Annotated in this window: 22 protein-coding genes; 6 read left to right on the plus strand and 16 right to left on the minus strand. The window is 70.4% G+C overall.

Features of this window, described 5'->3' with window-relative positions; genetic code table 11:
- The 6 genes from topA to ACGFIW_RS09150 all read right to left on the minus strand — a co-directional run bounded on the left by topA (nt 1) and on the right by ACGFIW_RS09150 (nt 8,096).
- On the minus strand, nt 1–2,859 hold the full coding sequence (gene topA, locus ACGFIW_RS09125; RefSeq protein WP_393312237.1) for a type I DNA topoisomerase: 2,859 nt from the start codon (nt 2,857–2,859) through the stop codon (nt 1–3).
- A 433-nt stretch (nt 2,860–3,292) separates the two neighbouring features.
- A complete protein-coding gene (locus ACGFIW_RS09130; RefSeq protein ID WP_393312239.1) occupies nt 3,293–3,994 on the minus strand; it encodes a hypothetical protein in 702 nt (233 codons plus the stop codon).
- On the minus strand, nt 3,985–4,527 hold the full coding sequence (locus ACGFIW_RS09135) for a hypothetical protein (RefSeq protein ID WP_393312241.1): 543 nt from the start codon (nt 4,525–4,527) through the stop codon (nt 3,985–3,987). The genes ACGFIW_RS09130 and ACGFIW_RS09135 overlap by 10 nt, the downstream gene beginning before the upstream one ends.
- 102 nt (nt 4,528–4,629) lie before the next feature.
- Entirely contained in the window at nt 4,630–6,990 is a 2,361-nt protein-coding gene (locus ACGFIW_RS09140; RefSeq protein WP_393312243.1) for a sodium-translocating pyrophosphatase, read from the minus strand.
- Nucleotides 6,991–7,305: 315 nt separating this feature from the next.
- Nucleotides 7,306–7,743 (minus strand): ATP-binding protein, encoded by a 438-nt coding sequence (locus ACGFIW_RS09145; RefSeq protein ID WP_030334228.1) that lies wholly within the window; start codon nt 7,741–7,743, stop codon nt 7,306–7,308.
- The gene (locus tag ACGFIW_RS09150; RefSeq protein WP_357068548.1) at nt 7,740–8,096 is read right to left on the minus strand and encodes an STAS domain-containing protein; all 357 of its coding nucleotides are present in this window, start codon (nt 8,094–8,096) and stop codon (nt 7,740–7,742) included. Before ACGFIW_RS09150 ends, ACGFIW_RS09145 begins: the two co-directional genes overlap by 4 nt.
- Nucleotides 8,097–8,227: 131 nt before the next feature.
- Here ACGFIW_RS09150 and ACGFIW_RS09155 point away from each other — a divergent pair, with 131 nt between their 5' ends.
- The 4 genes from ACGFIW_RS09155 (at nt 8,228) to ACGFIW_RS09170 (ending at nt 16,238) form a co-directional block, all read left to right on the plus strand.
- On the plus strand, nt 8,228–10,759 hold the full coding sequence (locus ACGFIW_RS09155) for a DEAD/DEAH box helicase (RefSeq protein WP_393312245.1): 2,532 nt from the start codon (nt 8,228–8,230) through the stop codon (nt 10,757–10,759).
- 98 nt (nt 10,760–10,857) lie between these two features.
- Entirely contained in the window at nt 10,858–11,067 is a 210-nt protein-coding gene (locus ACGFIW_RS09160; protein ID WP_357557453.1) for a hypothetical protein, read from the plus strand.
- A gap of 154 nt (nt 11,068–11,221) precedes the next feature.
- Nucleotides 11,222–11,800, plus strand: coding sequence for a hypothetical protein (locus ACGFIW_RS09165; protein WP_393312247.1), 579 nt, complete (start codon nt 11,222–11,224; stop codon nt 11,798–11,800).
- A 394-nt stretch (nt 11,801–12,194) separates the two neighbouring features.
- The gene (locus ACGFIW_RS09170; protein WP_393312249.1) at nt 12,195–16,238 is read left to right on the plus strand and encodes a DEAD/DEAH box helicase; all 4,044 of its coding nucleotides are present in this window, start codon (nt 12,195–12,197) and stop codon (nt 16,236–16,238) included.
- 566 nt (nt 16,239–16,804) lie between these two features.
- Here ACGFIW_RS09170 and ACGFIW_RS09175 read toward each other — a convergent pair.
- The 7 genes from ACGFIW_RS09175 to ssd are packed head-to-tail and all read right to left on the minus strand — an operon-like array spanning nt 16,805 to nt 22,089.
- Complete coding sequence (locus ACGFIW_RS09175) at nt 16,805–17,209, minus strand: Rv3654c family TadE-like protein (protein WP_393312251.1); 405 nt, start codon at nt 17,207–17,209, stop codon at nt 16,805–16,807.
- The gene (locus ACGFIW_RS09180) at nt 17,209–17,652 is read right to left on the minus strand and encodes a TadE family type IV pilus minor pilin (protein ID WP_393312253.1); all 444 of its coding nucleotides are present in this window, start codon (nt 17,650–17,652) and stop codon (nt 17,209–17,211) included. The genes ACGFIW_RS09175 and ACGFIW_RS09180 overlap by 1 nt, the downstream gene beginning before the upstream one ends.
- Nucleotides 17,649–17,816: a DUF4244 domain-containing protein gene (locus ACGFIW_RS09185; RefSeq protein WP_081883916.1), complete on the minus strand. Its 168-nt coding sequence runs from the start codon at nt 17,814–17,816 to the stop codon at nt 17,649–17,651. Before ACGFIW_RS09185 ends, ACGFIW_RS09180 begins: the two co-directional genes overlap by 4 nt.
- Nucleotides 17,817–17,862: 46 nt before the next feature.
- On the minus strand, nt 17,863–18,504 hold the full coding sequence (locus ACGFIW_RS09190) for a type II secretion system F family protein (protein WP_393312255.1): 642 nt from the start codon (nt 18,502–18,504) through the stop codon (nt 17,863–17,865).
- A complete protein-coding gene (locus tag ACGFIW_RS09195; RefSeq protein ID WP_393312257.1) occupies nt 18,501–19,781 on the minus strand; it encodes a type II secretion system F family protein in 1,281 nt (426 codons plus the stop codon). Before ACGFIW_RS09195 ends, ACGFIW_RS09190 begins: the two co-directional genes overlap by 4 nt.
- Nucleotides 19,778–20,989, minus strand: coding sequence for a TadA family conjugal transfer-associated ATPase (locus ACGFIW_RS09200; protein ID WP_393312259.1), 1,212 nt, complete (start codon nt 20,987–20,989; stop codon nt 19,778–19,780). The genes ACGFIW_RS09195 and ACGFIW_RS09200 overlap by 4 nt, the downstream gene beginning before the upstream one ends.
- The gene (ssd, locus tag ACGFIW_RS09205; RefSeq protein WP_393312261.1) at nt 20,986–22,089 is read right to left on the minus strand and encodes a septum site-determining protein Ssd; all 1,104 of its coding nucleotides are present in this window, start codon (nt 22,087–22,089) and stop codon (nt 20,986–20,988) included. The genes ACGFIW_RS09200 and ssd overlap by 4 nt, the downstream gene beginning before the upstream one ends.
- Nucleotides 22,090–22,419: 330 nt before the next feature.
- Here ssd and ACGFIW_RS09210 point away from each other — a divergent pair, with 330 nt between their 5' ends.
- A complete protein-coding gene (locus ACGFIW_RS09210; RefSeq protein ID WP_393312263.1) occupies nt 22,420–23,115 on the plus strand; it encodes a hypothetical protein in 696 nt (231 codons plus the stop codon).
- Nucleotides 23,116–23,191: 76 nt separating this feature from the next.
- Here ACGFIW_RS09210 and ACGFIW_RS09215 read toward each other — a convergent pair whose 3' ends face one another.
- Genes ACGFIW_RS09215 through ACGFIW_RS09225 form a run of 3 tightly spaced genes read right to left on the minus strand, consistent with a single transcriptional unit; the run spans nt 23,192 to nt 25,439 of the window.
- The gene (locus ACGFIW_RS09215) at nt 23,192–24,457 is read right to left on the minus strand and encodes a glycosyltransferase (protein ID WP_393312265.1); all 1,266 of its coding nucleotides are present in this window, start codon (nt 24,455–24,457) and stop codon (nt 23,192–23,194) included.
- A gap of 8 nt (nt 24,458–24,465) precedes the next feature.
- A complete protein-coding gene (locus ACGFIW_RS09220; protein WP_393312267.1) occupies nt 24,466–25,092 on the minus strand; it encodes a tetratricopeptide repeat protein in 627 nt (208 codons plus the stop codon).
- Complete coding sequence (locus ACGFIW_RS09225) at nt 25,089–25,439, minus strand: hypothetical protein (protein ID WP_393312269.1); 351 nt, start codon at nt 25,437–25,439, stop codon at nt 25,089–25,091. The genes ACGFIW_RS09220 and ACGFIW_RS09225 overlap by 4 nt, the downstream gene beginning before the upstream one ends.
- 165 nt (nt 25,440–25,604) lie before the next feature.
- Between ACGFIW_RS09225 and ACGFIW_RS09230 the strand changes: the two genes are divergently transcribed.
- Nucleotides 25,605–26,146, plus strand: a 542-nt coding sequence (locus ACGFIW_RS09230) for a hypothetical protein (RefSeq protein WP_393312271.1), incomplete at its 3' end; no start/stop codon positions are given.

A 26,146-nucleotide genomic window follows, 5' to 3' on the forward strand; every position in this document is an offset into this window, starting at 1 on the left:
TTACTCCGTGCTGGTGGCGGCCTTGCGGGGGGCGGCCTTCTTCGCCGGGGTCTTCTTCGCCGCAGTGCCGGCCTTGGCCGTGGTCGTCTTCTTCGCGGCCGTGGACTTGCTGGCGGCGGCCGTCTTCTTGGTCGCGGTGGCGTTCTTGGTCGCGGTGGCCTTCTTCGCGGGAGCCTTCTTCGCCGCCGCCTTCTTTCTCGGCGCCGGACCCTTCGCCCGCTTCTCGGCGAGCATCTCGGACGCTTCCTCGATGGTCAGCGCCTCCGGCGTCTGCCCACGCCGCAGCGACGCGTTGAACTCGCCGTCGGTGACGTACGGGCCGAACCGGCCGTCCTTGATCACCATCGGCTTCTCGGTCGCCGGGTCGACGCCCATCTCCCGCAACGGCGGCGCGGCGGCACGCCGACCACGGGTCTTCGGAGCGGCCAGCAACGCCAGCGCCTCGTCCAGACCGACGGTGAACATCTGGTCCTCGGACTCCAGCGAGCGGAACTCCTCGCCCCGCTTCACGTACGGGCCGTAGCGGCCGTTGTTGGCGAAGACCTCGACACCGTCCGGTGCGACACCGACCAGCCGGGGCAGGCTGAGCAGCTTGAGCGCCTCGTCCAGGCTCAACGAGTCCGGGGTCTGCGTCCGCAACAGCGACGACTTCCGCTCACCGCTGGACACGTACGGGCCGAACCGGCCGGACTTGAGCACGATCGGCTCGCCGGTCGCCGGGTCGTCGCCGAGCTTGCGCTCGCCGCTGCCACCGAGGAACAGCTCGTGCACCTTCTCCGGGGTCAGCTCGTCCGGGGCCACGCCCTCCGGGATCGGCGCCCGGTCACCCGGGGTGCCGCCCTCCTCGCCCTCACCCGCGGCGGTCGCCGCTTGCTGCTCGCCGCCGGGCAGCTCCCGTTGCAGGTACGGCCCGTACCGGCCGACCCGGACGACGACCTCGCGGCCCTCGTCGTCGGTGAAGAGCGGGATGGAGTTGACGCTGCGGGCGTCGATGTCGCTGAGGTTTTCGGTGACCAGCTTCTTCAGCCCACCCGAGCGGGCGATGTCCTGGTCACCGGCACCGGTGGAGCCGCCGAAGTAGAAGGCGGTGAGGAAGTCGACAGCGGCGTGGTCACCGCCGGCGATCTCGTCCAGCTCGTTTTCCATGCTGGCGGTGAAGTCGTAGTCGATCAGGCGCGGGTAGTGCCGCTCCATCAGCCCGATCACCGCGAACGCCAGGAAGGTGGGGATCATCGCCTGGCCGCGCTTGGTGACGTACCCCCGGTCCTGGATCGTCTGCATGATCGACGCGTAGGTGGACGGGCGGCCGATGCCCAGCTCTTCCAGGGCCTTGACCAGCGACGCCTCGGTGTAGCGCGACGGCGGCTGGGTGTGGTGGCCCTGCGCGGCCAACTGGTCGGCGGTCAGCGGCTGGTCCTTGACCAGGGTCGGCAGCCGGCGCTCGGCATCCTCGGCCTCGGCGTTCTCGTCGTCGCTGGACTCGACGTACGCGCGCAGGAAGCCCGGATCCGTGATGGTCTTGCCGGTCGCGCCGAAGTCGGCCTCCTCCTGCGAGGTGGAGACCGCCCGGATGCGCACCGAGACGCTGGAGCCGACCGCGTCGGTCATCTGCGAGGCGATGGTGCGCCGCCAGATCAGCTCGTAGAGCTTGAACTCCTCGGCGGACAGCTCCTTGGCCACCTCGCCCGGGGTGCGGAAGTTGTCCCCCGCCGGGCGGATCGCCTCGTGCGCCTCCTGCGCGTTCTTCACCTTGCCGGTGTAGCGACGCGGCTCCGGCGGGACGCTGCGCTCGCCGTACAACTCGACGATCTGCCGGCGGGCCGCCGAGATGGCGGTCTCCGACAGGTTGACCGAGTCGGTACGCATATAGGTGATGTAGCCGTTCTCGTACAGCCGCTGCGCGGTGCGCATCGTCTGCTGCGAGGACAGGCGCAGCTTGCGGGCCGCCTCCTGCTGGAGGGTCGAGGTGATGAACGGCGCGTACGGGCGGCGACGGTAGGGCTTCTCCTCGACCCGGGTGACCGTGAACGGCCGCCCGTCGAGTCGGGCCGCGAGACCCCGGGCGCCACCCTCGTCCAGGTGGACGACACCGGCGCCGGCCTTCACCCGGCCGGTTGTCGGCTCGAAGTCCTTACCGGTGGCGATCCGGTCACCGTTCAGCGCGATCAGTGTGGCGTTGAAGTTGCGGGGCCCCTCACCGGCGTTGGTCACGGCGAGGGTGGCCAGGATGTCCCAGTACTCGGCGGTGCGGAAGGCCATCCGCTGCCGCTCCCGCTCGACCACGATGCGGGTCGCCACCGACTGCACCCGGCCGGCCGAGAGCCGCGGCATGACCTTCTTCCACAGCACCGGGGAGACCTCGTAGCCGTACAGGCGGTCGAGGATCCGCCGCGCCTCCTGGGCGTCGACCAGGTCGCGGTCGATCTCCCGGGGGTTGGCCACGGCCGCCTGGATCGCCGGCTTGGTGATCTCGTGGAAGACCATCCGCTTGACCGGGACCTTGGGCTTGAGCGTCTCGACCAGGTGCCAGGCGATCGCCTCGCCCTCGCGGTCCTCATCCGTCGCCAGGAAGATCTCGTCGACCTCCTTGGCCAGCTTCACCAGCTTGCTGATCTGCTGCTTACGGTCGGCGGAGACGACGTAGAGCGCCTGGAAGCCGTTGTCGACGTCCACCCCGAGCCGGGCCCAGGGTTCCTTCTTGTACTTGGCCGGCACGTCGGCGGCGTTGCGCGGCAGGTCGCGGACGTGACCGAAGCTGGCCTCCACGACGTACCCCGGGCCGAGATAGCCCGAGATCGTCTTGGCCTTCGCCGGTGACTCGACGATGACCAGACGGGTGGTTCCAGCGTTGCTCGGCACGTCTCTCCCCGACCTCACTCCTGCTCGTGGCCTGCCAGCGCCCGGACAGCGACGGCTCTCGACCCCCGCCATCGCACCGGCGGTCCGGATGTCCAACGTAACGCGCCGCCCGCGTTTCGGGTTTCGCGGGCGGCAAACCGCCACCGCGCGACGGTCAACTCTCGCCCCGCCGCGCTCGGCACTGCCGGACGGCGCCACCGTACACCGTGGGTAGGGCTCGAAGAGGGTCACTGTGATGATGGCGGGCCCACGGCCCGGCTCCGACCCGCCCGTTTCCGCCCGGATCGACCCGTCCGCTGTCCGGCACCGGACACCCCGCCCCACCGCCCAATCCCGTCGATCATGGAGTTGTGGTGGGCGTTTTCATCCCGGACGAGCAGTATCTCCACCACCACAACTCCATGATCGACCCGGGGTGGGGGTGGGGGGCGGGTCAGGTTGGCCAGGCTTCCGGGGGTGCCGTGCGTGGTGGTGCGCCGACCAGCTCGGCGAGCCGGCCCAGCCGCCGCCGGCCGGTGATCCGGTACGCCGGGCCGCCGTCATCGGGGCTCAGTAGCGTGCCAGCCAGCCCGGCCGCGTCGAGCGCGACCCCGATCGGCTCCCAGCACTCCCGGTCGTCCGCGCCCAGCCGCAACAGGAAACCATCCGGTGGTGCCGGCGTCCCCGCGGCGGCGACCCACAACCGTAGCCGCCGGCCGGTCAGGTGAAAGGTGGCCGGCGGGCGTTTCGCCGTACCGTGCAGCCACGCGGCCGCCAACGGCTTCAAGACCCGGGTGTACGACGTACGCACGGCGTGTCGCTCGCCCTCGGTCGGCTCCCAGCTCGCCGCCAGCCCGCGCGACGCCAGTTCCGCGACGAGCACGTGCACCCGCCACGCGGCGTCCACCCGCACCGACAGACGGGCGGTGCCGCCCATCCGGACCACCTCGCCCGGGCCGGCGAGCAGCCCGGCCAGGTCGGCGACCACGGGCTCGGCCGCCTCCGCGCCGAAGAAGACGAGTTGCCGCCCCGCGTCATCGCCCGGAGTGGGGCCGCTGTGGGGCGGCCCACGGCGTCGTCGCGCGGGTGCGGGCGTGTCGGACTCGGGGGCGGGGAACAACGCCGGCGGAGTGTCGTCGAGCCCACTCAATGACACTCCGGCACCTCGTCGAAGGCTTTTTTCAGCTCCTCGGAGTTGAGCTTGCTGGTGTCCAGCGCGCTGGCGTCGTACTCCGTGTTGAGGGTGTCCACCGCGGCCCGCACGCCGTCGTAGAAGGCGGTCGGCTCGCCGGTGCCCAGCCCGTCGATGGTGTCCCGGGCGCGGCCGTAGGCGTCCCGCATCTTTTCGAGCGAGCTGCGGAAGCCGGCGGAGATGGCGTCGCCGTTCTCGGTCTCCGGGACGCCCGCCTGCTCCACCTTGCGGCGCGCGGCCTCGCTGGCCTGCTCCGCCCCACCGAAGAGCCGCACCAGGTTCTCCTTGGCCTGCGCCGGAGTGGTTTGCGCGGTCATCTGTTCGTCCGTGCTGCTTGTCAGCTTGCTGATCTCGGAACGCCACGGGGTCAGCGCGGTGCACACCGAGGCCGCCCAGGCCCGCGGGCTGGGGCCTCCGCCGCAGCCGGACAGGACGAGGACGATCGTGGCCAGGACCACCGTGAGCTTTCCGGCGGCAGACGCCCGGCACCTACGCATGCGTTGCAGCGTACGGCCTTCGGCCAGGCGTGGCACCGGGCCGGACGGCCGGGGTCCCCGGTCGACGCGGACGTCGACCGGGGACCCCGTGCCGGTGCCGGGTCAGGCGCTGACCGTCTCCGGTCGTTGGTCGCTGCTGCCCGCGCCGGTGCTGCCATCGGCGTCGGAGTCGGACATCGCGATGCCCTTGCGCTTGCTGAACACCACCGACGCCACGATGATCAGCGTCGCGACCAGCGCGATGCCGACCCGCAGGCCGACGTTGCGGTCGTCGCCGACGCTGTACGCCACCACGGCGGGCGCGATCAGCAGCGAGACCAGGTTCATCACCTTGATCAGCGGGTTGATCGCCGGACCGGCGGTGTCCTTGAACGGGTCGCCGACGGTGTCGCCGATGACCGTCGCGGCGTGTGCTTCGGAGCCCTTGCCGCCGTACGCGCCGTCCTCGACCAACTTCTTGGCGTTGTCCCACGCGCCACCGGAGTTGGCCAGGAAGACCGCCATCAGGGTGCCCGCCCCGATCGCACCGGCCAGGTACGCGGCGAGCGCGCCCGGCCCGAGGCCGAAGCCGACAGCGATCGGCGCCAGGATGGCCAGCAGACCGGGGGTCATCAGCTCGCGCTGCGCGTCCCGGGTGCAGATGTCGACGACCTTGCCGTACTCCGGGCGCTGGGTGCCGTCCATGATGCCGGGCAGCTCACGGAACTGCCGGCGGACCTCCATGACGACGGCGCCGGCCGAGCGGGACACCGCGTTGATGGCCAGCCCGGAGAAGAGGAACACCACCGCGGCGCCGATGATCAGGCCGACCAGGTTGCGCGGGTTCGCCACGTTCAGCGAGTTGAGGATCTCGTCGCCGACGTTGGCCACGCCAGCGTCCGCGTACGCGCTGCTGAGCGTGTCGGTGTACGAGCCGAACAGCGCGGTCGCGGCGAGCACCGCCGTGGCGATCGCGATGCCCTTGGTGATCGCCTTGGTGGTGTTGCCCACCGCGTCCAGCTCGGTGAGCGTGCGAGCGCCGTGCTCGTCGATGTCGCCGGACATCTCGGCGATGCCCTGCGCGTTGTCGGAGATCGGCCCGAAGGTGTCCATCGCGACGATGACGCCGACGGTGGTGAGCAGGCCGGTGCCGGCCAGCGCCACCGCGAACAGCGACAGCGTGATCGAGGTGCCGCCGAGCAGGAACGCGCCGAAGACGCCGGCACCGATGAGCAGCGCCGAGTAGACCGCCGACTCCAGGCCGATGCTGATGCCGGCCAGGATGACGGTGGCCGCGCCGGTCTGCGAACTCTTGCCGATGTCCTGCACCGGCCGCCTGTTGGTCTCGGTGAAGTAGCCGGTCAGCGCCTGGATCGCGGCGGCCAGCACGATGCCGATCACCACCGCGCCGATGGCCACCAACCGCGGGTTGCGGTCGACGTCGGTGAGGCCACCCTCCAGCTCGGCGAAGGTCGCCGGCAGGTACGCGTACGCGGCGACCGCCACCAGCACCGCGGAGAGCACCGCGGAGATGTAGAAGGCCCGGTTGATCGCGGTCAGACCGCTGCGGTCGGACGTGCGCAGCCGGGTGATGAAGACGCCGACGATCGCGATCAGCACACCGATGGTGGAGATGATCAGCGGGAAGACCAGTCCGTCCTCGCCGAACGCGGCACGACCGAGGATGAGTGCGGCGACGAGCGTCACCGCGTACGACTCGAACAGGTCGGCGGCCATGCCGGCGCAGTCACCGACGTTGTCGCCCACGTTGTCGGCGATGGTCGCGGCGTTACGCGGGTCGTCCTCGGGGATGCCCTGCTCGACCTTGCCGACCAGGTCGGCGCCGACGTCGGCGGCCTTGGTGAAGATGCCGCCGCCGACCCGCATGAACATCGCGAGCAACGCGGCGCCGAAGCCGAAGCCCTCCAGCACCGTCGGCGCGTCACCCCGGTAGACCAGGACGACGAGCGCCGCACCGAATAGGCCGAGGCCGACGGTGAGGAAGCCGACCACGCCGCCGGTCCGGAAGGCGATCTTCATGGCCGCCTCGCGACCACCTTCGCGCTCCCTCGCGGCGGCGGCGACGCGCAGGTTGGCGCGGGTGGCCAACCACATGCCCGCGCCGCCGATGAACGCGCTGAACAGGGCGCCCACCACGAAGAAGAGCGAACGGCCGAGCTTCACCGCGTTCTCGCTGCCGTCGGTGTCGTGCACCGGCAGCAGGAAGAGCAGCACCACGGCAATGACGACGAAGATCGCCAGGGTACGGAATTGGCGGAGCAGGTAGGCCGAGGCGCCCTCCTGGACCGCCCCGGAGATCTCCTGCATGGTGGTGGTGCCCTTGCCGGCGGCCAGCACCGCTTTTGTGAGGGCGGCGGCGAAAACGAGTGCCACCAGCGCGATTACCGCGGCGATGACGACGTAGGTGACATTGCTTCCGGTAAGGGAAAGTCCACCGCCGTCTGCGGCCAAGGTCTCGGACATCTGCGTCCTCCTGTTACCGAACACTCGCGCCGGTGAGTGGAGACGCACCGACCGACGCCTGGATGCGGACTTCGCAAGCGAGCGCCAACCCCAGCGGACCAGCGATGACCACCCATACCCGCTGGGTGCGGGATGGGTCACTTGCTGACAACCCGGGTACTGTAGCCCTCCGCAGTGTCAGAGGTCACACGCAGGTGGCACCGTGTCGCGATGATCTCCGTCGCTGTGTTATGAAACGAAATCTGATATAGGGACTGATCCATGAAACGAAAGGCCGCACCCCGACTGGGATGCGGCCCACGAAACGGTTTTGGGTCAGCGGCCGACCGGCCACACCATCCGCACCTCGGTGCCGATGCCCTCGTCGACGGGGCGCACCTGGAGGTCCTCGACGAAACCGGCGAGCAGCGCGAACCCGACGCCGGTGGTCAGCGCCTCGTCGGTGAGCGACTCGTTGGCCAACTCGTCCGGGGGTAGTGCGGTCAGACCGATGCCCGCCTCGATCGGCGCCCGGTCCACCACCCGCACCGCGTACGAGCCACCGTCGGACATCTCCACGAGCACCGGGTCGGCCAGGCCGTACTGCCGGTGCAGCGCCACCGCGCGGGTGCACGCCTCACCGATGGCCAGGCGTACCTCGTCCAGCAGGTCCTCCCGGACCCCGGCCCGTCGGGCGACGGCAACGCCGACCAACCGGGCGGTGCGCACGTGCACCGGGGCGGGGGAGAACGAGAGCTTGACGGTCGCCATCACGCGCCGGCGCCCGCCGGGTCGGCGCTGATCGCCGCGTCGACCGTCGGGTGCAACGGGAACACCTGGTCCAGTGCGGTGATCCGGAAGATCTTGAGCAGGGGCTCCTTGTCACAGACCAGGGCGAACGAACCACCTGCCGAGCGCAGCCGCTTGAGCGCGCCGACCAGCACGCCCAACCCGGTGGAGTCGAGGAAGTCCACCCGATCGAGGTCGACCACCACGTGACGGGCGCCACCGTCGATCAACTCAAGGAGTCGTTCGCGGAGCCGGGGCGCGGTGTAGACGTCCACCTCACCACCGACCTCAAGCACCGTGTGCTCGCCCACGGTGCGGGTCGCCAGCGACAGCTCCATCGGTCCTCCTCGCCAGAGCCGTAAACTCTCGTGGGCATCTAACCACTACCGCCGGTGCGGCCTGCGGACGCCAGCGGAGGCTTCCCCTTACCCCCCGGCCCGACTTTTCATCTCCGAACACCAGTGCGAGAGTGCAGGGCGTGACCTCCAACGACTTCAGCTCGGCGCAGGGCACGCCGCGCCATGACCTGGAGTCGTCGCCCGCGGCCACCGTATCCGCTGGTCCCGGCCCCGGGCCAGCGCCGGAGGACCTGCTGCGCCGGCTGCGTGCCCGGGGCGCCGCCGATCCGGTCACCCACGTCGAGCGGGTGCCGGCCCGCGCCGGGGTGCCCGCGCCTTGGCCGCCGTGGGCGTCGGCGGAGCTGCGCGCGGCGTTCGCCACACGCGGCGTCGTCGCGCCCTGGCAGCACCAGGCCGAGGCGGCCAACCTGGCGTACGAGGGTCAGCACGTGGTCGTCGCCACCGGCACCGCGTCCGGCAAGTCGCTGGCGTACCAGCTCCCGGCGCTGGCCACCCTGCTCGCCGACCCCCGGGCCACCGTGCTCTACCTCGCGCCGACCAAGGCACTCGCCGCCGACCAGTTGCGGGCCGTCGCCGCGCTGGAGCTGGAAGGGGTACGCCCCGCCTGCTACGACGGCGACACTCCGCGCGCCGAACGGGAGTGGATCCGCAGGCACTCCCGGTTCGTGCTGACCAACCCCGACATGCTGCACCACGGCATCCTGCCCGGCCACGCCCAGTGGTCCGGTTTCCTGCGCCGACTCGCGTACGTGGTGATCGACGAGTGCCACACCTACCGGGGCGTGTTCGGCTCGCACGTGGCGCACGTGCTGCGTCGGCTGCGCCGGCAGTGCGCCCGGTTCGGGGCCACCCCGGTCTTCGTCCTGGCCTCGGCGACCTCCGGTGACCCGGCGACCGCGGCCGGACGGCTGACCGGCCTGCCGGTGACGGCGGTCACCGAGGACGCGTCGCCGCGTGGCGGGGTGACCTTCGCACTCTGGGAGCCGCCGCTGCTGCCACCCGAGTCGGGCTCGGCCGCCCCGGTGCCCCCGGGCTCGTCGTCCCCGGTGCCGCCGCAGGCGACCGGCGACGACTTCCCCCTCCCGGTGCCGCCGCAGGCAGACGGTGGCCACTCCTCCCTCCCGGCGCCGCCGCAGGCGGACGGTGGCCACGACGACCTCCGGCAGGTCCGCCGGTCGGCGCTGCGCGAGACCGCGGACCTGCTCGCCGACACGGTCGCCGAAGGGGTACGCACGCTCGCGTTCGTCCGCTCCCGCAAGGGCGCCGAGGTCGTGGCGGCCAACGCGCGCCGGTCGCTGGACGAGGCGGTGCCGGGGCTCGGCGACCGGGTGGCCGCCTACCGGGGCGGCTACCTGCGCGAGGAGCGGCGCGAGTTGGAGCGGGCACTGCTGCACGGCGACCTGCTCGGCCTGGCCTCCACCAACGCGTTGGAGCTGGGCGTGGACCTGGTCGGGCTGGACGCGGTGCTGATCTGCGGCTACCCGGGCACCCGGGCGTCGCTCTGGCAGCAGGCGGGCCGCGCCGGGCGTTCCGGGCAGGAGGCCCTCGCGGTGCTGGTGGCCCGGGACGACCCACTGGACACCTATCTGGTGCACCACCCGGAGGCGATCTTCGGTGCTCCGGTGGAGGCGACGGTGCTCGACCCGGCCAACCCGTACGTGTTGGCACCGCAACTCGCCTGCGCGGCGGTCGAGGCACCGCTCACCCCGGCCGACCTGGCACTCTTCGGTGACGGGGCGAAGGAGGCGGTCGACGAGCTGGTGGCGGCCGGTGCCCTGCGGCAGCGTCCCACCGGCTGGTACTGGCGGCACCGGGAGCGGCCCGAGGTGGACCTGCGCGGTGAGGGCGGCGCTCCGGTCTGTGTGGTGGAGTCGTCGACCGGCCGGCTGCTCGGCACGGTCGACGGCGGCTCCTCGCACTTCCTTCTCCACCCCGGCGCGGTCCATCTGCACCAGGGCGTCTCGTACGTGGTCGACGACCTCGACCTCGCCGACGGCTGCGCGCTGGTGCACGCCGAGGAGCCGGACTGGTCCACCCACGCGCGGGATGTCACCGACCTGTCCGTGGTGTCGGTGCGTTCCTACGTGGACGCCGGGCCGGTCGGCATGTTCCTCGGCGAGGTGGACGTGACAAGTCAGGTCGTGTCGTACCAGCGGCGGCGGATCGCCACCGGCGAGGTGATCGACACCCGGCCGCTCGACCTGCCCACCCGGGAGCTGCGCACGGTGGCGGTCTGGTTCACCCTGTCGCCGCAGTCGTTGACCCTTGCCGGGGTCCAGCCGGCCGACGTGCCGGGTGCGCTGCACGCCGCCGAACACGCCGCGATCGGCCTGCTCCCGCTGATGGCCACCTGCGACAGGTGGGACATCGGCGGGCTCTCCACCGCGGTCCACCAGGACACCGAGGCGCCCACGGTCTTCGTCTACGACGGGCACCCGGGCGGCGCGGGGTTCGCCGAGCGGGCGTACGCGACGGCGTCGGCCTGGCTGCGGGCCACCCGGGACGCGATCGCCGAGTGCGGCTGCGAGACCGGCTGCCCGTCCTGCGTGCAGTCGCCCAAATGCGGCAACGGCAACAATCCGCTCTCCAAGCCCGACGCGATCCGGGTGCTCGACGTGGTGTTGGCGAACCTGCCCGACTGAACGGGTTGCATGAATCGGCATGCCACTGGGCACAATGATGTGGGAGCGCTTCCATCGATGCCCATCCTGCCGATCGCCCCCGTGTCCGAGGAGGAGCCGTGGCCGACACCATCGCCGAGACCGTCGACCTGCTCTACAGCATTGACCAGGATCAACTCACCCTCGACCAGCAGATCGCGCTCGGGTCGGCGCTGGCCAACCTGGCTCAGGCCGAGCGCCTGGAGCAGATCAACGAACGGCTGCGCGTCATCCACCAGGTCGTCAACACCTGGGCGCTGCGCGCCGCGACCACGCCTGACGGGCGTTGATCCGTCTCTCCTCGGTACGGGCAACGGCATGCTGGGCTGGTCGTCCGACTGCCCCCCGACGGCTCCCCGGCATCACGCGACCGTCGATGGCGGGGAACGCGACGGTCGTCGGGCTGTGCGAGACTCCGGCGGACCAACCCCCTGAGGAGTTCACATGCAGCTCGACAACTTGCAGAGCCAGCACCAGTTCCACATCCGCCAACGCCTGCGCATGATGGTCAACCAGTACGAGGTCCGTGCGGTCTCCCCGGACGGCACCGAAGGTGAGCTGCTGGCCTTCGCGCAGCAGAAGCGGCTGGCCTTCAAGGAACAGGTGACGATCTACACGGACGACTCGAAGCAGCAGCCCCTGCTCGGTTTCAAGGCCCGCCAGCGCATCGACCTCGGCGCCACGTACGACGTGACCGACGCGGCCGGCAACCCGATCGGCCTGTTCCGCAAGGACTTCGCCCAGTCGTTGCTCCGGTCCACGTGGCACGTCGAGCAGGCCGGCCTGCCGCAGGTGACGGGCCAGGAGCGCAGCCTGCCGGTCGCACTGCTGCGCCGGTTCGTCGACTCGCTCTCCTGGCTGCCCTACCACTTCGACTTCACCGCCGGTGGCCAGCCGGTCTTCAGCGTGGTCAAGAAGTGGGGCCTGCGCGACAAGTACATCGTCGAGGTGCAGCAGCCGCAGATCGACCGCCGCCTGGTCATCGCCATGGCCGTAGCCCTCGACGCGCTCCAGGCCCGCTGACACCCCGCACCCATTGCTCGGCCGCTGGCCGGGCCAAGGCCCCTCGGCCCTGACCCCGGCCAGCAGGCTGTCGGCAGACAGACGAACACGAGCGCAGGCAGTGCCGGCAAGACAGCCGGCATTCGGCGGCGAGGGATCCCCATTCCCCGCCGAACGAGGTAGGCCCCTTCGGACGCTCGAACGGGCCTCCACCCTCCGCTGTCTCGTCCGCTAATCCCGGCCGCCGGATCAACGCGGCTGGGCCGAAGGCGGCCGACCTGTTGCCGTCCTGCCAAACCCAGGTGACATTCGGGTGTCCAGTCCCCGACCTGTCGGACGGTGCGTCCCATCCCACACCCCCTCTAGAGTGAAACGACCGCGACAGACAGTGATGCCGACGTCTGACGAAACGCCGATGCATGACGCACGAGTCGCATGCGACCTCCATGAGACGCCCGTTCGCCAAAGCGTTCCGCAAGCAGTTGCCGTGCGACCTGTGCGACCGGCATGCACGAAGCGTCCCGGCGTCTCATCGGTCCGGGTTCGTGCGAAGGGGATGGACATGACGAACGAAATCGCGACGGTGCTCGGTGCTGGCGAGGACGGCCTGGCGTGGGACACGGCCTGGCAGTCGTTGTCCGTGGGGCTGAACCAGGCCCGTGAGATCACGTCGCTGATCAGTCGGGGACAAACCACGTCGGTGCAGAGCCAACTCCTGTCGCTCGCGGAGTGCGAATTCTTCCGGGTGGCGTCAGGCGTCACCGAAGAACATCCACACGTACTGCGGGGGCGGGCGGCCCTGCTCGAACGGCACCCGGAGTGCGTTGCCGCCTTCGAGGAGGTGTGGCAGAAAGCCGACGGCCTGGCCGCCAACGGGCACTTGCTCCATGCACTCATCGCCGGCGTCCTGGTCGAGATGGCGGAAGAGTTCGGCTTCCGGCCGGACTCGCCCGACACCGACCTGCGGATCAGGCAGGAGTCGGTCTGGTGCTGGTACGAGCTGGTAATCGCGGGACTCAAGGGCCGCGCCTCGGTGGGAAGTGCGGCATACAGGCCAAATCGAGGGATCTACCAGAACGAGGACACCTACAAGAGCCGCAAGGACTGGGCACTACGCCGGACCCGGGCTGGACTGAAAGGCTCCCAGGGCGAGCAACTCGCCGCCCGGGACATCGTTCGGCGGATCGGCAGTTCGATCGAGCCCGTGCCCGTGCAGATCGGACAGGTCGACTCGCTCAGCATCCTCGACCAGATGCTCCCGCCGAGTCTGGCGGCTGCGACCCGGCGGCGACTGGCGCGGCACACCGGCACGCCGCAGCTGACGACCTATCAGGCCGAGACCATCCCGGTCCTCGCCAAGGCCATGGGATCGGGCGAGAACCTGCTGCTCAGCGCGGTCACCGGCAGCGGCAAGTCGCTGCTGGGTCAACTCGCCGCCGGATACGTGGTCGGCCGGCGAGAACTCGGACACCGCAACCGCCGGGCAGTGATCGCCCTGCCGCTCAAGGCGCTCGTCGGCGACGTCGTCAATGAGCTGACCGGCTGGTTCGCGGACGCCGGCCTGCAGTTCCGAGTTCTGGGTGGAAGCCGCGACTACCCCGAGAACGTCGAGGATCTGGCCTCGGGACGGTACGAGGTCGCGGTGATGATCTACGAGACGCTCGACGCGTACCTCAGTAGCGGCCAGGATCCGCTGCGGGGCTGCGGTGTTCTCATCGTCGACGAGTTGCAGTACCTCGATGACGAAGGGCGTGGCCCGAGGCTGGAGTCGATGCTGACGAAGGTTCGCCTGAACTACCCGACGTTGCCCATCGTCGGCATCAGCGCGGTGCTTTCGCAGGAGAGCCGGACGCGACTCGCCGGGTGGCTTGACGTCGACCAGGAACGGCATCGGCACACCTCCGCACGCCCGGTGTCCCTCGATGTCCGCGCCTACGACGGTTTCATGTGGCGCAAGCTACGTGACACCAGCGCTGTCAGCGACGACGGGGACGACGCCGGCAGCGGTGCGATCGAAGAGGCCGAGCTGGACCTGAAGTCCCAGATGCTGTCGGACTGGGCGAGAGACGACGGCGCGTCGCGCTCCATCCTCGCCCGGGCTCGCAGCGGCGGCAACGTGTTGGCACCGGCGGTGGTCGTACACAAGCTGAAGGAGAATCCCGATCTTCGCTTGTTGGTGTACACGCGGTCCCGGAGCAGCGCGTTCTCGCTGGCCGCGGCGATCCAGGCGGCGATGGACCGAGAGTTCGGTGCCATCCGACGTACCCGAAACAACCCCTGGCGGTTCGGTCGGTACCGCGACGAGTCACTGACTGTGGAGCTGGCCGAGGAGCGGCGCCAACGGCTGAGTCGGACCGCGGCACATGGCGCCCGCAAGGACGTCGAGACCGCATTGATGACCGGGTGCGCCTATCACACGCGGCAGCTCACTCGTCCGCTGCGGGAACTCGTTCAGGACGAGTTCCGCAACGGTCTGCTACGGGTGTTGGTAACGACCGACACGCTCAGTGTCGGCCTGAACCTGCCCGTCGACGTGGTCGTGCTCGCAAGCTGCACGGTCAGTACCGGCGGGGCCACCGGAGAGCTGCGGTCCTTGGGGCTGGGAGACGTGAAGAATCGCATCGGGCGAGCGGGTCGTCTCGGGCTGAGCAAGAGTGGTGACGCGTGGATGCTGACGGAGGACGCCGAGTACCTGCACCGCAAGCTTCGCCGGAACGACGACATGGACGCGACGACACTCAGCACCGTTGACGGCCTGTGGCAGCAATTCGTCCTGCCCCGGCACGGCGGCACCGAGGTCGCGAGCCGGATGTCCAGCGACGACATGGCGTTGCTCGTGCTCCAGGACATGACTGCTCAGGGCCGCAGCCAGCCGTTGACGGAGCACATCGCGCGGGCGCACGAGGTCATCGGTGCGACCCTCCTGGCGAATCTGGTCCCGGAAGACCTGCCGCGCGCGGAGGACGTGTTGCAGGGACTGATCAAAAGAGGGCTGGTCGCGGAGCTGGACGTCCACGGGTGGAAGGCATCCCCGCTGGGCGTTGCGATCGCAGTCAACAATCTGCCGCTGGCGACGGCCCCGGTACTGGAACAGCTCGCCGACCTGGCGGTTCACGGTGCCAGCGAGTTGGATTTGATCGCTGTGGCGGCGACCAGCCTTTCGGTACGGCGGCTCAACTGGATCTCCATGTCAGCGTGGGAGCCGGACTGGACGCACGGCGAGCTTGAACAGGAGACAATCAAGTCGGTCGGCCGCCTCATCGCGCCGATGTGCGCGGAGGGACGCGACGCGCGGCTCACCGCCGAGGAAGAGCTGCTTCGGGAACTGCGGCAGCGCGACCCCAACGCGGTGCTCAGCCCTCTCCCGGAGTCCGTCCTGACGGACCAACGGCACGGTGATGACAGTGCCGTCGTAGGCCTTCTGCGGACTTCGGACGGGTTACGCGACGTGAACGTGGTGCTGCGTGCGTTCGTCGCCTACCTGTGGCGGCACGGCGTGCCCTTCGCAGACATCAAGGGACGGGTGGAGGCCGGCACCCGTTACGAGCGCGAGCGACGGTCGCGGCGTGGCCGCCGGCGGGTCACCAAGGAGCTTCGCCGGGTCGAACTCCACCTCGCCGACGTCGAGCAGTTGTGTGACCAGGTGAGCAACGTCCTGGGCGCCGCTGACCACTTCGCGCGGCACCGGAGCACCGGCCCCCGCACCCAGCGGCTGCGCCCGCTCTCCGACGCAATCTGGTCAGGTGTTCCGCCATGGCTCACTCCGTTGCTCGATCTGCATGTCGAGGCACTGCACCGGGAACGGTTGATCACCCTGCCAGGCGACGAGGAGCCCGAGGAGTTGCGGGACCTTCTGACGACGGCCCGGCTGGGGTTGACCGAGGCAGAGGTCGAAGCCGCTCGGGCCGCGCTGGACGCTGCCGAACGCCGACAGCAGCCACTGCAGGCCCGGCTGCCCGTCGGACTGGGTGAGAAGCCGGTCGCCGACGACCCCGACGCGCCTTCTTACGGCGACTACTTCACGGACTTCAGCCTGGCGGAGGACCTGCCAGAGGTGATCGATCTCCTCACCGGTCTTCTGGAGCGGTATCACCTCCGGGTGCAAGCCATGGCGGACCGTGTGCAGTTCCGGCTGCCCAGCGGCCAGACCGGCACGCTGCTCATCGCCACCGAACGCGTCACCGGCGCGGTCGTCAAGCAGACGCTCGTTGACGAAGGAGCCGGGGAGGAGGCCCGGGCGCTGCTGTGCCTCAACGGCATGACCGACCGCGCGAGGTCTCACGCCCAATCGATGCTCGCGCCTGGACGGGTCGTCCTGACCGGCATCGACAGTCTTCTGAGTCTGTTGAACCGTTCTCTGCGCGCCGGCCAGGACTCCGGCACGCCGACGGCGGAGGCGGTGTTCGCGAGTTTCGCTGCGGAGTGTGGCCGGGTCTCGGTCGTCCTGACGTCCGCCTGACCACCGTGCGACCTCGCTGCGTCGAACAGGGGCGCTGTCAGCTTGCCATGCGACCCGTGCGTCCCTGATTCATGAAGGAGGTCCCCGACCGGGGGCTCAAAGGGAGAACGACCGCCGCATCCGGCTGTGAGATGTGGGAGGCGGCGGTCGTCTCGGAACGTCCCGGAGGACACTCGTGATGGCCAGCTTAGACGACTCTGGCGTACCGCCAGAAGAGCCGAAGGACCACGGTCGAGGAGCCGTGTTCCTGTCCGCTCGCTCCACTCTCATCATCACCATCTCGGCGATCGTCGGACTACTCGTAGGACTCAGTGCCGGAGTTTCGGCGGCCATGTCCGTCGACCCACCGGTCGCGGGCAGTGCCTGGCAAGCCGTAGTCGGACTGCTCGCTGGCTTGGCGGGAGGGATCGTCACCAGTCTTCTGACGGCGGCCTCGCTCCACAGCCTCATCGACAAGTCCTGACCCAGGATCGCCCTCTCATGCGACTGCCCTGGCGGCCCGTAACGGGTAGCCAGGGCAGTCTGCACGACCCGCTCGGACAGGCGCACCCACCCGGTCCACTCGTTCAGCCGCGGACCGGGCCGGCGCGGGCCGTCGACGTGGCGACCCGGGTCAGGCCGGGGAGTGGCGTGAACGCCACCTCGACGGTCACCAGCACGTCGAGACCGTCGACGCGACAGCCGACCAGCCGGCCAGTGTTGCGGCCGACGATGTCGGCCGCGGACGCACAGACCATCGTGTCGCCATCGAGCGCCTTTGCGGCTCCGGCCAGCGCGCCGAGATCGGCTGCCACCATCGCCCGCTGACCGGCCATGCCGGCGGCCGCGATGGCGGCGCCGAACATCCCGAACAGCACGAAGACCAGCCCGATCGCCAGCACCAGGACAGTTGCACCGCCGCGCTGCGCGTCCGGCGGCCGATCGAGTCGTCCGGAGTCCACGCCGTGGCCGAAGTGGAACCGCCGACCCATCACCAACTCCCCTCGACGGCGGCTGGTTCCAGGGCTGCGACGGCGGTTGCGACGACGGTGACCCGCGGGAGCCGTCCGCCCAGCGTGGGCACGGGCGCTCGTACCGTCGCCTGCACCCGGTTGCCGTCGACGGCCACCGTCACCGACGCGCCCGGCGCAACTCGCCCGGCCGCCGCGCTGCCGTCCCCGCCCCGGGCGGCGGCCAACGCCGCCTCCCGGGCCGCGTGTAGGCAGCTCGCCTGTGCGGTGACGGCGTTGACCGCGGTCAGGCCGGCCAACAGGAGCAGGAGCAGCGCCGGCAGGCCGGCCGCCAGTTCGGCGGTGAACGAGCCACGGTCCCCACCAACGGCCCGTTCGACGAGGCGGGTTCGCCGCTCGCCGCCACCTGCCCGCCCAGAGGTGCCAGCCCTTGGACCGAGACCGCCCTGCCGGCGCAGGATCACTTCAGCGCTCGGTCGATGACTGCGGTCAACGCCGACTGGACGTTGCCGGAGGTCAGCACCTTCAACAGGATCCCGGCGAAGGCGACTGCGGCGAGCGTGCCGACGGCGTACTCGGCGGTGTTCATTCCGGCATCGCCGCGCAGGCGAGCGATGAGTTTGCGCATGGCTGTTTCCCTTCTCGATGGGTCAGAGCACGTCGCTCTCGATGGGTCAGAGCACGTCGCCGAGAACGGCGACGATCACCGGCACCAGGCCGGCGAGAATGAACGCCGGCAGGAAGCAGAGCCCCAGCGGCAGGACGATGAGCACGCCCGCCCGACGGGCTGACGCCTCGGCGGCGGTGGCCCGGTCGGCACGTAGGTCGTCGGCGAGCCGGGTCAGTGCGCCGGCCAGGGCGGCGCCGCTGTTGGCCGAACGCAACGCCGCCGCGGTCAACCGCTCCGCACCGGGCACGCCGTCCAGCGCGGACCACGCCTCCACCGGGCCGCCGCCGAGCAGCAGCGTGCGGCCGGCCCGCGCCAACCGCGCGGCGAGTGGTCCGTCCAGAGCCTCGGCGACGGCCAGCACCGAGCGATCCACAGGCGCGCCCGCTCGCATCGCGGCGGCCAGCAGGTCGACCGCGAGCGGCAGGTCGACGGCCTCCTGCAACCGCCGCTTGCGCACGCCCGGCGACTCGATCCGCCGCAGCAGGAGATCCAGCACGAACGCGGTCGGCACCGCACCGAGCAGCCCCAGCCAGCCCTCGACGACCACGGCTACGGCCAGCCCACCCAGCCCTGCGGCGAGGCGGATCGCGTCCGGCCGCCGCCCGGCGACCAAGCTGCGTTGGCTCGCCGGATTTCGCGACCTCATCCGGCCCGCCCCGGCGCCGCGCCCAGCCGTTCCGCCCAGAGGAGGCCCACGACCTGTAGGGCCACCGCGAGGACCGCACAGGACCCTCCGACGCTGCTGTGCAGCAGCACCGCCAACGGGTCGACGCCTATCGTGTACCCGAGCCCGATCCCACCCACCGGCAACGCCGCCAGCAACCAGGCCGTGGCCCGAGCACCGGCTGCCTGGGCCGCCGCCGCGGCCAGACCCCGGTCGGCCGCCCGAGCGTCGGCCTCGATCCGCTCGACGAGGTCCGCCAGCGGCGCCCCGGTCCGGTCGGCCAGTCGCACCGCCGCTGCGGTCAGCCGGCGCAGCCGGTCCGAGTTGTCCCGCCCATCGGTGGCGGCCTCGATCGCGCGCTGGACGGGCAGGCCGGCCCGAAGGCCCGCCGCGAGGCCACACAGTTGGTCGAGCCCATGTCGCCGCCTTCGCTCGGCGCTCCGGTTCACTCGCCAGCGCAGCACGGCCCGCGCGGCCAGTGTCACGTACCCGCCCACCGCGACCGCTGCGACCGGGCCACCGACCACGGCACCGACACCACCTCCCAGCACCCCGACCAGCGGCAGCACACGTCTCGACGAGCGCGGTGCGCGCTGCCGCGCGACCCCACTCGGCCCATCGGCCGAACCGGCGAACCGGTTGCCGCGGCGTCCCTCGGCCGTTACCGCACCGGGGGTGTCGCCCCGACCGTCCGCCACGTCGCCGCGCCCGGAGGTCGTCACCGCGTCCGAGACGTCGTCCCGACGGCCCACACCCGCATCGCCGCCGACGATCGTGATCGCGGCCAGGGAGGTGCCGCCCGGTCGTTCCGCATCTCGGATCGTGGTCTCGGGCCCGACAGTGCCAGCCGGACGCCGGGGATCCCGGCGGGTCGGCGGACGGGACGGGCCTACCGGACGGGCGAGCCCCGCCGACCCGCCTGTGGACCAGGGCCAGCCTGGGCTGCCGGCGACGTCCCGGCTGGGCCAGCCGAGCGCGGTAGGTCTCCCGCCCGGGGCCGCAATGGACCGCGGACGATGGGGGACGCCAGCCGGACCGTCCGGGGTCGGCGAGTCGCCGGGCCCGTCGACCGGCCCGTCCGGCGTGCGGCCGAGTTCCCGGATCCACTCCACGAGTGCGTCGTTGGGATCGGCTCCACCGTTCCCGCGTCCCGTCGCCAGAACCCGGCGTCGGCGGGCCCGGACGGTGTGCACGGGCCACGCCAGCAGGGCGGTGGCCACGAGCAGCAGCGCCGCCAGCACCATCGTCGCGCCGCTCATGCTGGGCCCGCCGATCCGGGCCACGGCTCACTGAGGATCGGCGGCACCGCCACGCCACGCTCCCGCAGCAGCGCGCCAAGTGCGCGAGCGGCCAACCCGAGCCCGCTGCCGCGTACCCAGGCGGGCACCACGGTGACCAACCGTTCCGGTCCCTCGGGCAGGAGAAGGCAGACCGACTCCAGGATGCGCCCCCGGTCTCCACGCCGCACCTGGAACAGCACCTGCAACGCGGCGGCCACCTGGGCGTGTAGCGCGGCGCGTGGCAGCCCACCCAACATGCCCAGCGCCTCCAGCCGGGCCGGAACGTCGGAGGGGGTGTTGGCGTGCAACGTGCCGGCGCCTCCGTCGTGGCCGGTGTTGAGCGCCGCGAGCAGGTCGACCACCTCACCGCCCCGGCACTCCCCGACCACCAGGCGGTCCGGACGCATCCGCAACGCCTGCCGGACCAGGTCGCCGAGGCCGACCACACCCGTTCCCTCCACATTTGCGGTACGCACCTGAAGCCCCACCACGTGCGGATGCCCCGGACGCAGCTCGGCGGCGTCCTCCACCAGTACGATCCGCTCGGTGGCCGGCACCAGCCCCAGGAGTGTGTTGAGCAGAGTCGTCTTGCCCGACCCGGTTCCCCCGGTCACCAGGTACGCCAGGCGGGCAGCCACGACGGCAGCGAGCAGCGGCGCCACCGGCCGCGGCACGGTCCCGTGGCGGACCAGCTCGTCGAGCGTGAACGGTCGATGTCGGAAGGTCCGCAGAGACAGGTAGGGGCCCTCGGTCGCCACCGGCGGCAGCACGGCGTGCAGACGGGTGCCGTCCGGGAGCCTGGCGTCCGCGTACGGGGAGCCGTCGTCGAGCCGCCGGCCGGCGCTGGCGATCAGCCGCTGTGCCAACCGGCGGACGTCCTCGATCGAGCCCAACGGAATCGCGACCTGCTGCAGCCCGGAACCACGGTCGACCCAGACCCGGGTCCCGTTGACGAGGACGTCGGTGACCTCCGGGTCGGCGAGCAGTGGGGCCAGCGGCCCGGCACCGACCAGGTCGTCGTGCACCCGGTCGGCTATCCGCAGCAGGGCGTTGTCGCCGAGCACCGCGGCGGTTGGCTCGGCCCGTACGGCGGAGACGATCGCCGCCGCGGTGACCGGCGTGGTGGCGGCGGCGATCCGCTGCCGTACCCGAGCGGCGAGGGTGCTGTCCTGCGACCGGCCGGTCATGCCGCACCCGTCGCCGGCACACCGGTCAGGTCGGTGACGATCCGCTGGCACAGTGCGGCCAGCGGGCCTTTCCCCGCGGCGGCCGGTGCCTCACCTCGTTCCAGTCCGCGGCACAGCCCCGGCTCGGGGCGCAGCGCGCCAGCCAACGGCAGGCCCAGAGCCCGGGCCACCTCGGTGGCGCGAAGTCGGCCTGGCGCGGGCCCACGCACCACCACCGAGAGCGCAGCGCAGTGTGGGGCGGCGGCGGCCACCACCCGAGCGGCCGCAGCGGTGGCACGCAACTCGGCGGGGACGACGACAAAAGCCTGGTCGGCCGCCTGCAACGCCACCACCGCGGCGTCGTCCAACTGCCGGGGCACGTCGACCACCACGAAGTCCCGACCACGCCGAGCAGCGTCCACGGTCGCCGCCATCGCCGCCGCTGGCAGCGCCAGCATCTCGCCGCGGTCCCAGGAGAGCACCACCAGGTCACCCCGGTTGGGGAGGGCCCGCACCAGCGCAGGGGCGTCCACCCGCCCGTCGGCGCTGGTGAGTGACGGCCAGCGCAGCCCCTCCAACTGCTCCCACCCCAGCACGAGGTCGAGGCCACCGCCGAGCGGGTCCGCGTCGACAAGCAGGGTGCGCAACCGGGCCCGAGCGGCGGTCACGGCGAGGCCACCGGCGAGCACACTCGCCCCGGCACCGCCCCGGCCGCCGAGCACCGCGACGATCCGGGCGCCGACGCCGTCCGAGTGGTCCGGACCCTGCTCGGCGAACCGGTCCACCAGCCACGGCTCGGCGATGGGCAACATGGCGACGTGCTCGGCCCCGATCAGCTCGGCGATCTGCCAGCCGGGGTCCAACTGACCGGCTCGGCCGACCAGCACCAGCCGGGGTCGCCGCGGCATCCGGGCACGCAGACACGACTGCGCCTGGTCGGCGCCGAGCAGCACCAGCGGAGCGGGCTGCCAGCGAGTGCGGGCGGCGGCCGGGTCGCGGGCAAGCTCCACCTCGGCCCCGCCAGCGGCGGCGAGCCGGAGCAGATCGTCGAGCAGGTCATCGTCGCCGGTGACGACCAGCGGAAGCCGGCGGATCGGCGGAACCGAGGTACGGGATGGCATCACGGCCTCCAGCGGTCGGGCTCTGGTATGCCGCCGACCCTGCTCGGAAATCGCACGGCAGGCCGCCCCGATCGCGCCGCCTGTGGACAACCTCGTGGGTTGTGGACAACGCCCGCCGAGCCAGTTGATCTGCTACGCGCGCGCCCTGTCCGCCACCGCGCGAGCTACCGCACAGACGCAGCGGCCCGCGATGACGACGGTGCGCCAGGAGGGTCGGTCCAGGTGAGTTCGAAAATCATCTGGTACGCGCCGACCCGCACCGCCCTCAGCGTTTGGCTCACGCCCGCGGCGAGGCGCCCTGTGGCCACCACGGTCTGCGAAGATGCTCGGATGCCTCTGCTTGGCTACCTCGATGGGTTCCAACCGCCGGTTGCCGCGTCAGTCCTCGTGGACGCCACTCCCTGGCTGGACGACCCGTTGTTCTGGCCAGCCTTCCTCCTCGCGCCGGGCGGCTCCAGCACCGCAGCGGCGGCCTTCGACGCCGATCCGGCGGATGTCGAGGACTACGTGTCGGCGTTGCATCAGCACGACACCTGGCCGGTCATCTCCCTGGACCTTGCCCAGGGCCACCGCATGCACGTCCTCTTCCGCAACTTCGATGGCGATTCGGGATGGGACTACCTGGTCCAGCCGGTCGGCTCCGACACGGCGATCACCGCTGCCGCACTGGAGGGTGGTTTCCAGGGGCCGGCGCTCTCCTGGGCCGAGTTGGTCAGGACGGCGAGCCGACCAGACTTGGGACGCAGCCCGACTGAGCGGCTTCTCCTACTCCTTCCCGCCGTCGGCGATTCCGGCATCCCACCCGAGGCCCAGGATGTCGTGACATCAGCAGTCACCGCCGTCGGGGCCACCCACCGACCGGACGACGTCGCACGGGAACTGTTGCGAGCAAGCCAGCGGTTTTGGGGCGGCTGTTCCTGGGGCGAGCGAGACGGCGTACCCGTCTGCCTCGGCGTGCACAGCCCACGGCATGTGGGAGCGGCCCCAGGCCAGTTGGCCCTGCTGGCCGAAGCCTTCGGCGGATAAACACCGAGGCCGGGCGCGACGGCCGCCCCGACCACATCGCCTCCACACCGAGGACCGGCCACTCAACGCCCGATAGTCAAATGTTCAGCGGGCCGCCGTTGCGTAAGGCGTCATCCTTGATCGCGATGAGATTCGCGGACACGTACGGGATGTTGTGCACCTGGTGCCATTCGCTCGGAAAATACGTGACCAAGCGCGACGCCTGGAAGCGGCATTTGATCTCGGGCACGAATCGAGAATAGTTGGCGTCCGTAAAATACCAGAACGAGTTTTCGTTATAGAACGCCACATGTGTCGGGTCCTGGTAGGCACCTCGACCGTCGGTGCTGGGCGTCAGCGACAACAACATCCCGTTCGGGGCGAGCAGTCGATACAATTCGTTGAAGAGTGCAATTTTGTCCGTAATGTGTTCCAGGAAGTCCGCAGCCCGGATGACGCCGACACTACCGTCCGGCAGGTCGACGCCCTTGGTTATGTCGCAGACCATGTCGACGCCCGGCCCGTCATGGTAATCCAGGCCGACATAGCCTTCGGGCTTGTTGTGGGCGGCACCCAGATCCAGCGCCAGGAGCCCTTGCCGCCGCGACCAGGCCAGCGCGTTCTGTTGAATGTTCCGGTCGTAGATCTCCACCGTACGTTGCTGGATACGGGCGTTGACATCGGGAATGCGCTGCGTGTTCTTGGGATGCATGCGCTGCAGGTAAAGGCATTTCTGAATATGGTAGAAATCGCTCACCTGGTACATCCGAGCCATGAGGTCGGCGTCGTCCGCGACGTCGAGCGACTCGTCGTATCCGCCGACCTTCTCGTAGATGTCCCGGCGGAAGGCGCGCACGTGGTTCGGTGCGTACCAGATATAGCTCACGTTGTGTGGCGTCGGCGGCAACGCCCGGCAGACCAGCACCTCGCGGCCGTCCACCTTCTCGTCGTAGTGCCGCCACCCGAACGAACTCGCGAAACGGTCCTCGCAACGGCCGCCATCCTCCTGGATCTGCGCGGTGTCGCTGTAGACGAACCCCACCTCCGGGTTGGCGTCGAAGGCGTCGACGATCTGTTGCAGGCAGTCGCTGCTGAGCAGATCGTCGTCGTCAAGCTCGACCAGGATGTCCCCGGCAGCCTCGGCGCAGGCGTACCCCTTCACGGCGCCGACGCCGTTCAGGTTGTCCTGAACAATGAGCCGGATACGGTCGTCGTGCCTCTCCGGCCGCCAACGAGATCCTTGGTTGAGAATGACCACCCATTCCCAGTCGGTGAAAGTCTGCGCGACAAGTGAGCGGAAGCATTCGTCGATGAAACGGGTGCGGTTGCTTCCTGTGAAGACCGTTACGCGTGGTGCGTGCATGGGGCCGGTCACCTACCCGCCGGAGTCGAGGATCGAGCGGTCGGGGCCGGGCGGTACTTTGCCGGAACGGCCGAGGTGAGCCCCTTGTCCAGCCGGATCGCGGCCTTGAAGGCGTCCCGCGCCGCGGAGTCCTCACCCGTTTGGGACAGCAGCATGCCCAGTCGCAGGTAAGCGGTTGACGACTTGTTGTCGATCGACACGACCTTTCGGTAGATGTCCATCGACGTCGTCGGGGCCTTACTCTCCAGCGCAATAGCCTTGTTGAAAAGGGCTGGCTTGTAGTTGCCGTCGGCCGCCAGTGCCTTGTCGTAGTTGTTGACCGCCTCATCCGGCTGGTTGCGCGATTGAGCGATGAAGCCCAAGTTGAACCAGGCGAACTTGTTGTCGGCCTCGACGGCCACGACCTTCTCGAAGGTGGTCTTCGCGGCGTCGAAGTTGCCGGCTTGGCCCTGTTCGACACCGAGTTTCAACAGGTCCGCCGGCGCGGTTCCGGCGTTGGTGTCGCCGTTCGCCTTGTCACTGTCGCCGGAGGTGCTCGTCTGCGGCTTCTCAGCCGGCTTGTCGCTGCATCCCGCGACTCCGGTCAGCAGGACCGCACCACAGGCGAGTGATCCGAATATTTGACGTGTGCTCATTCTTCCTCCTTGACGGTAACGGGGCGGCCCGACTCGCTGTTCGGCCGGCTGGCGTTACTACTGTCGACTGACGCCCGACCCGACTTATTGGCTGCGGGCGCAAACGCCAGCGGTGCGGACAATGAGATGCAGGACACCCAGATATCGGCACCTCCCCCGGTGAAGGTGAACTGGTAGCCGCTGGTCGAGAGTGGCTGGATAAGCACCGGGTTCACGCCCGCGCCCGAGAGCTGATATCCGGTTCCGACGGCAATGTCTCCGGGGACACAGCCGAAATTGACGGGGGTATCCGCGATCACGGTCAGCGGACCCTGAATGTAGGCGGCCTGGACGCCGTTACCCGCCACTCCCTGTGCGCCCTGGGGACCCTGCGGTCCGGGTACGCCCTGCAGGCCCTGAGCGCCCTGAGCGCCCGCGTCGCCCTGAGCACCCTGGATCCCCTGGGCACCCGTCGCACCCTGCGTGCCCTGAACGCCTGCCTCGCCCTGGGCCCCCTGAAAGCCTTGGGCACCTTGGACACCCTGAAAACCCTGGGCACCTATGTCGCCCTGAGGCCCTTGTACGCCCTGCAAGCCCTGGGCACCCTGAGTGCCTTGCGCCCCCTGGACGCCGGCCTCGCCTTGAGCACCTTGAGCACCCGTGTCGCCCTGGAAACCTTGGACACCCTGCGCACCCTGAACACCGGCATCACCCTGCGCACCCTGCGCGCCCTGCGCCCCCTGGACGCCGGCCTCACCTTGAGCACCTTGAGCACCCGTGTCGCCCTGGAAACCTTGGACACCCTGCGCACCCTGAACGCCAACGCCACCCTGCGCACCGACGCTGCCTTGAGCACCCTGCGCCCCGACGTCACCTTGAGCACCCTGCGCGCCCTGAACACCGGCATCACCCTGCGCACCCTGCGCGCCCTGCGCCCCCTGGACGCCGGCCTCACCTTGAGCACCTTGAGCACCCGTCTCGCCCTGGAAACCTTGGACACCCTGCGCACCCTGAACACCGGCATCACCCTGCGCACCCTGCGCGCCCTGCGCCCCCTGGACGCCGGCCTCACCTA

This window comes from Micromonospora sp. NPDC048935, assembly GCF_043197875.1.
Classification (GTDB): Bacteria; Actinomycetota; Actinomycetes; order Mycobacteriales; family Micromonosporaceae; genus Micromonospora.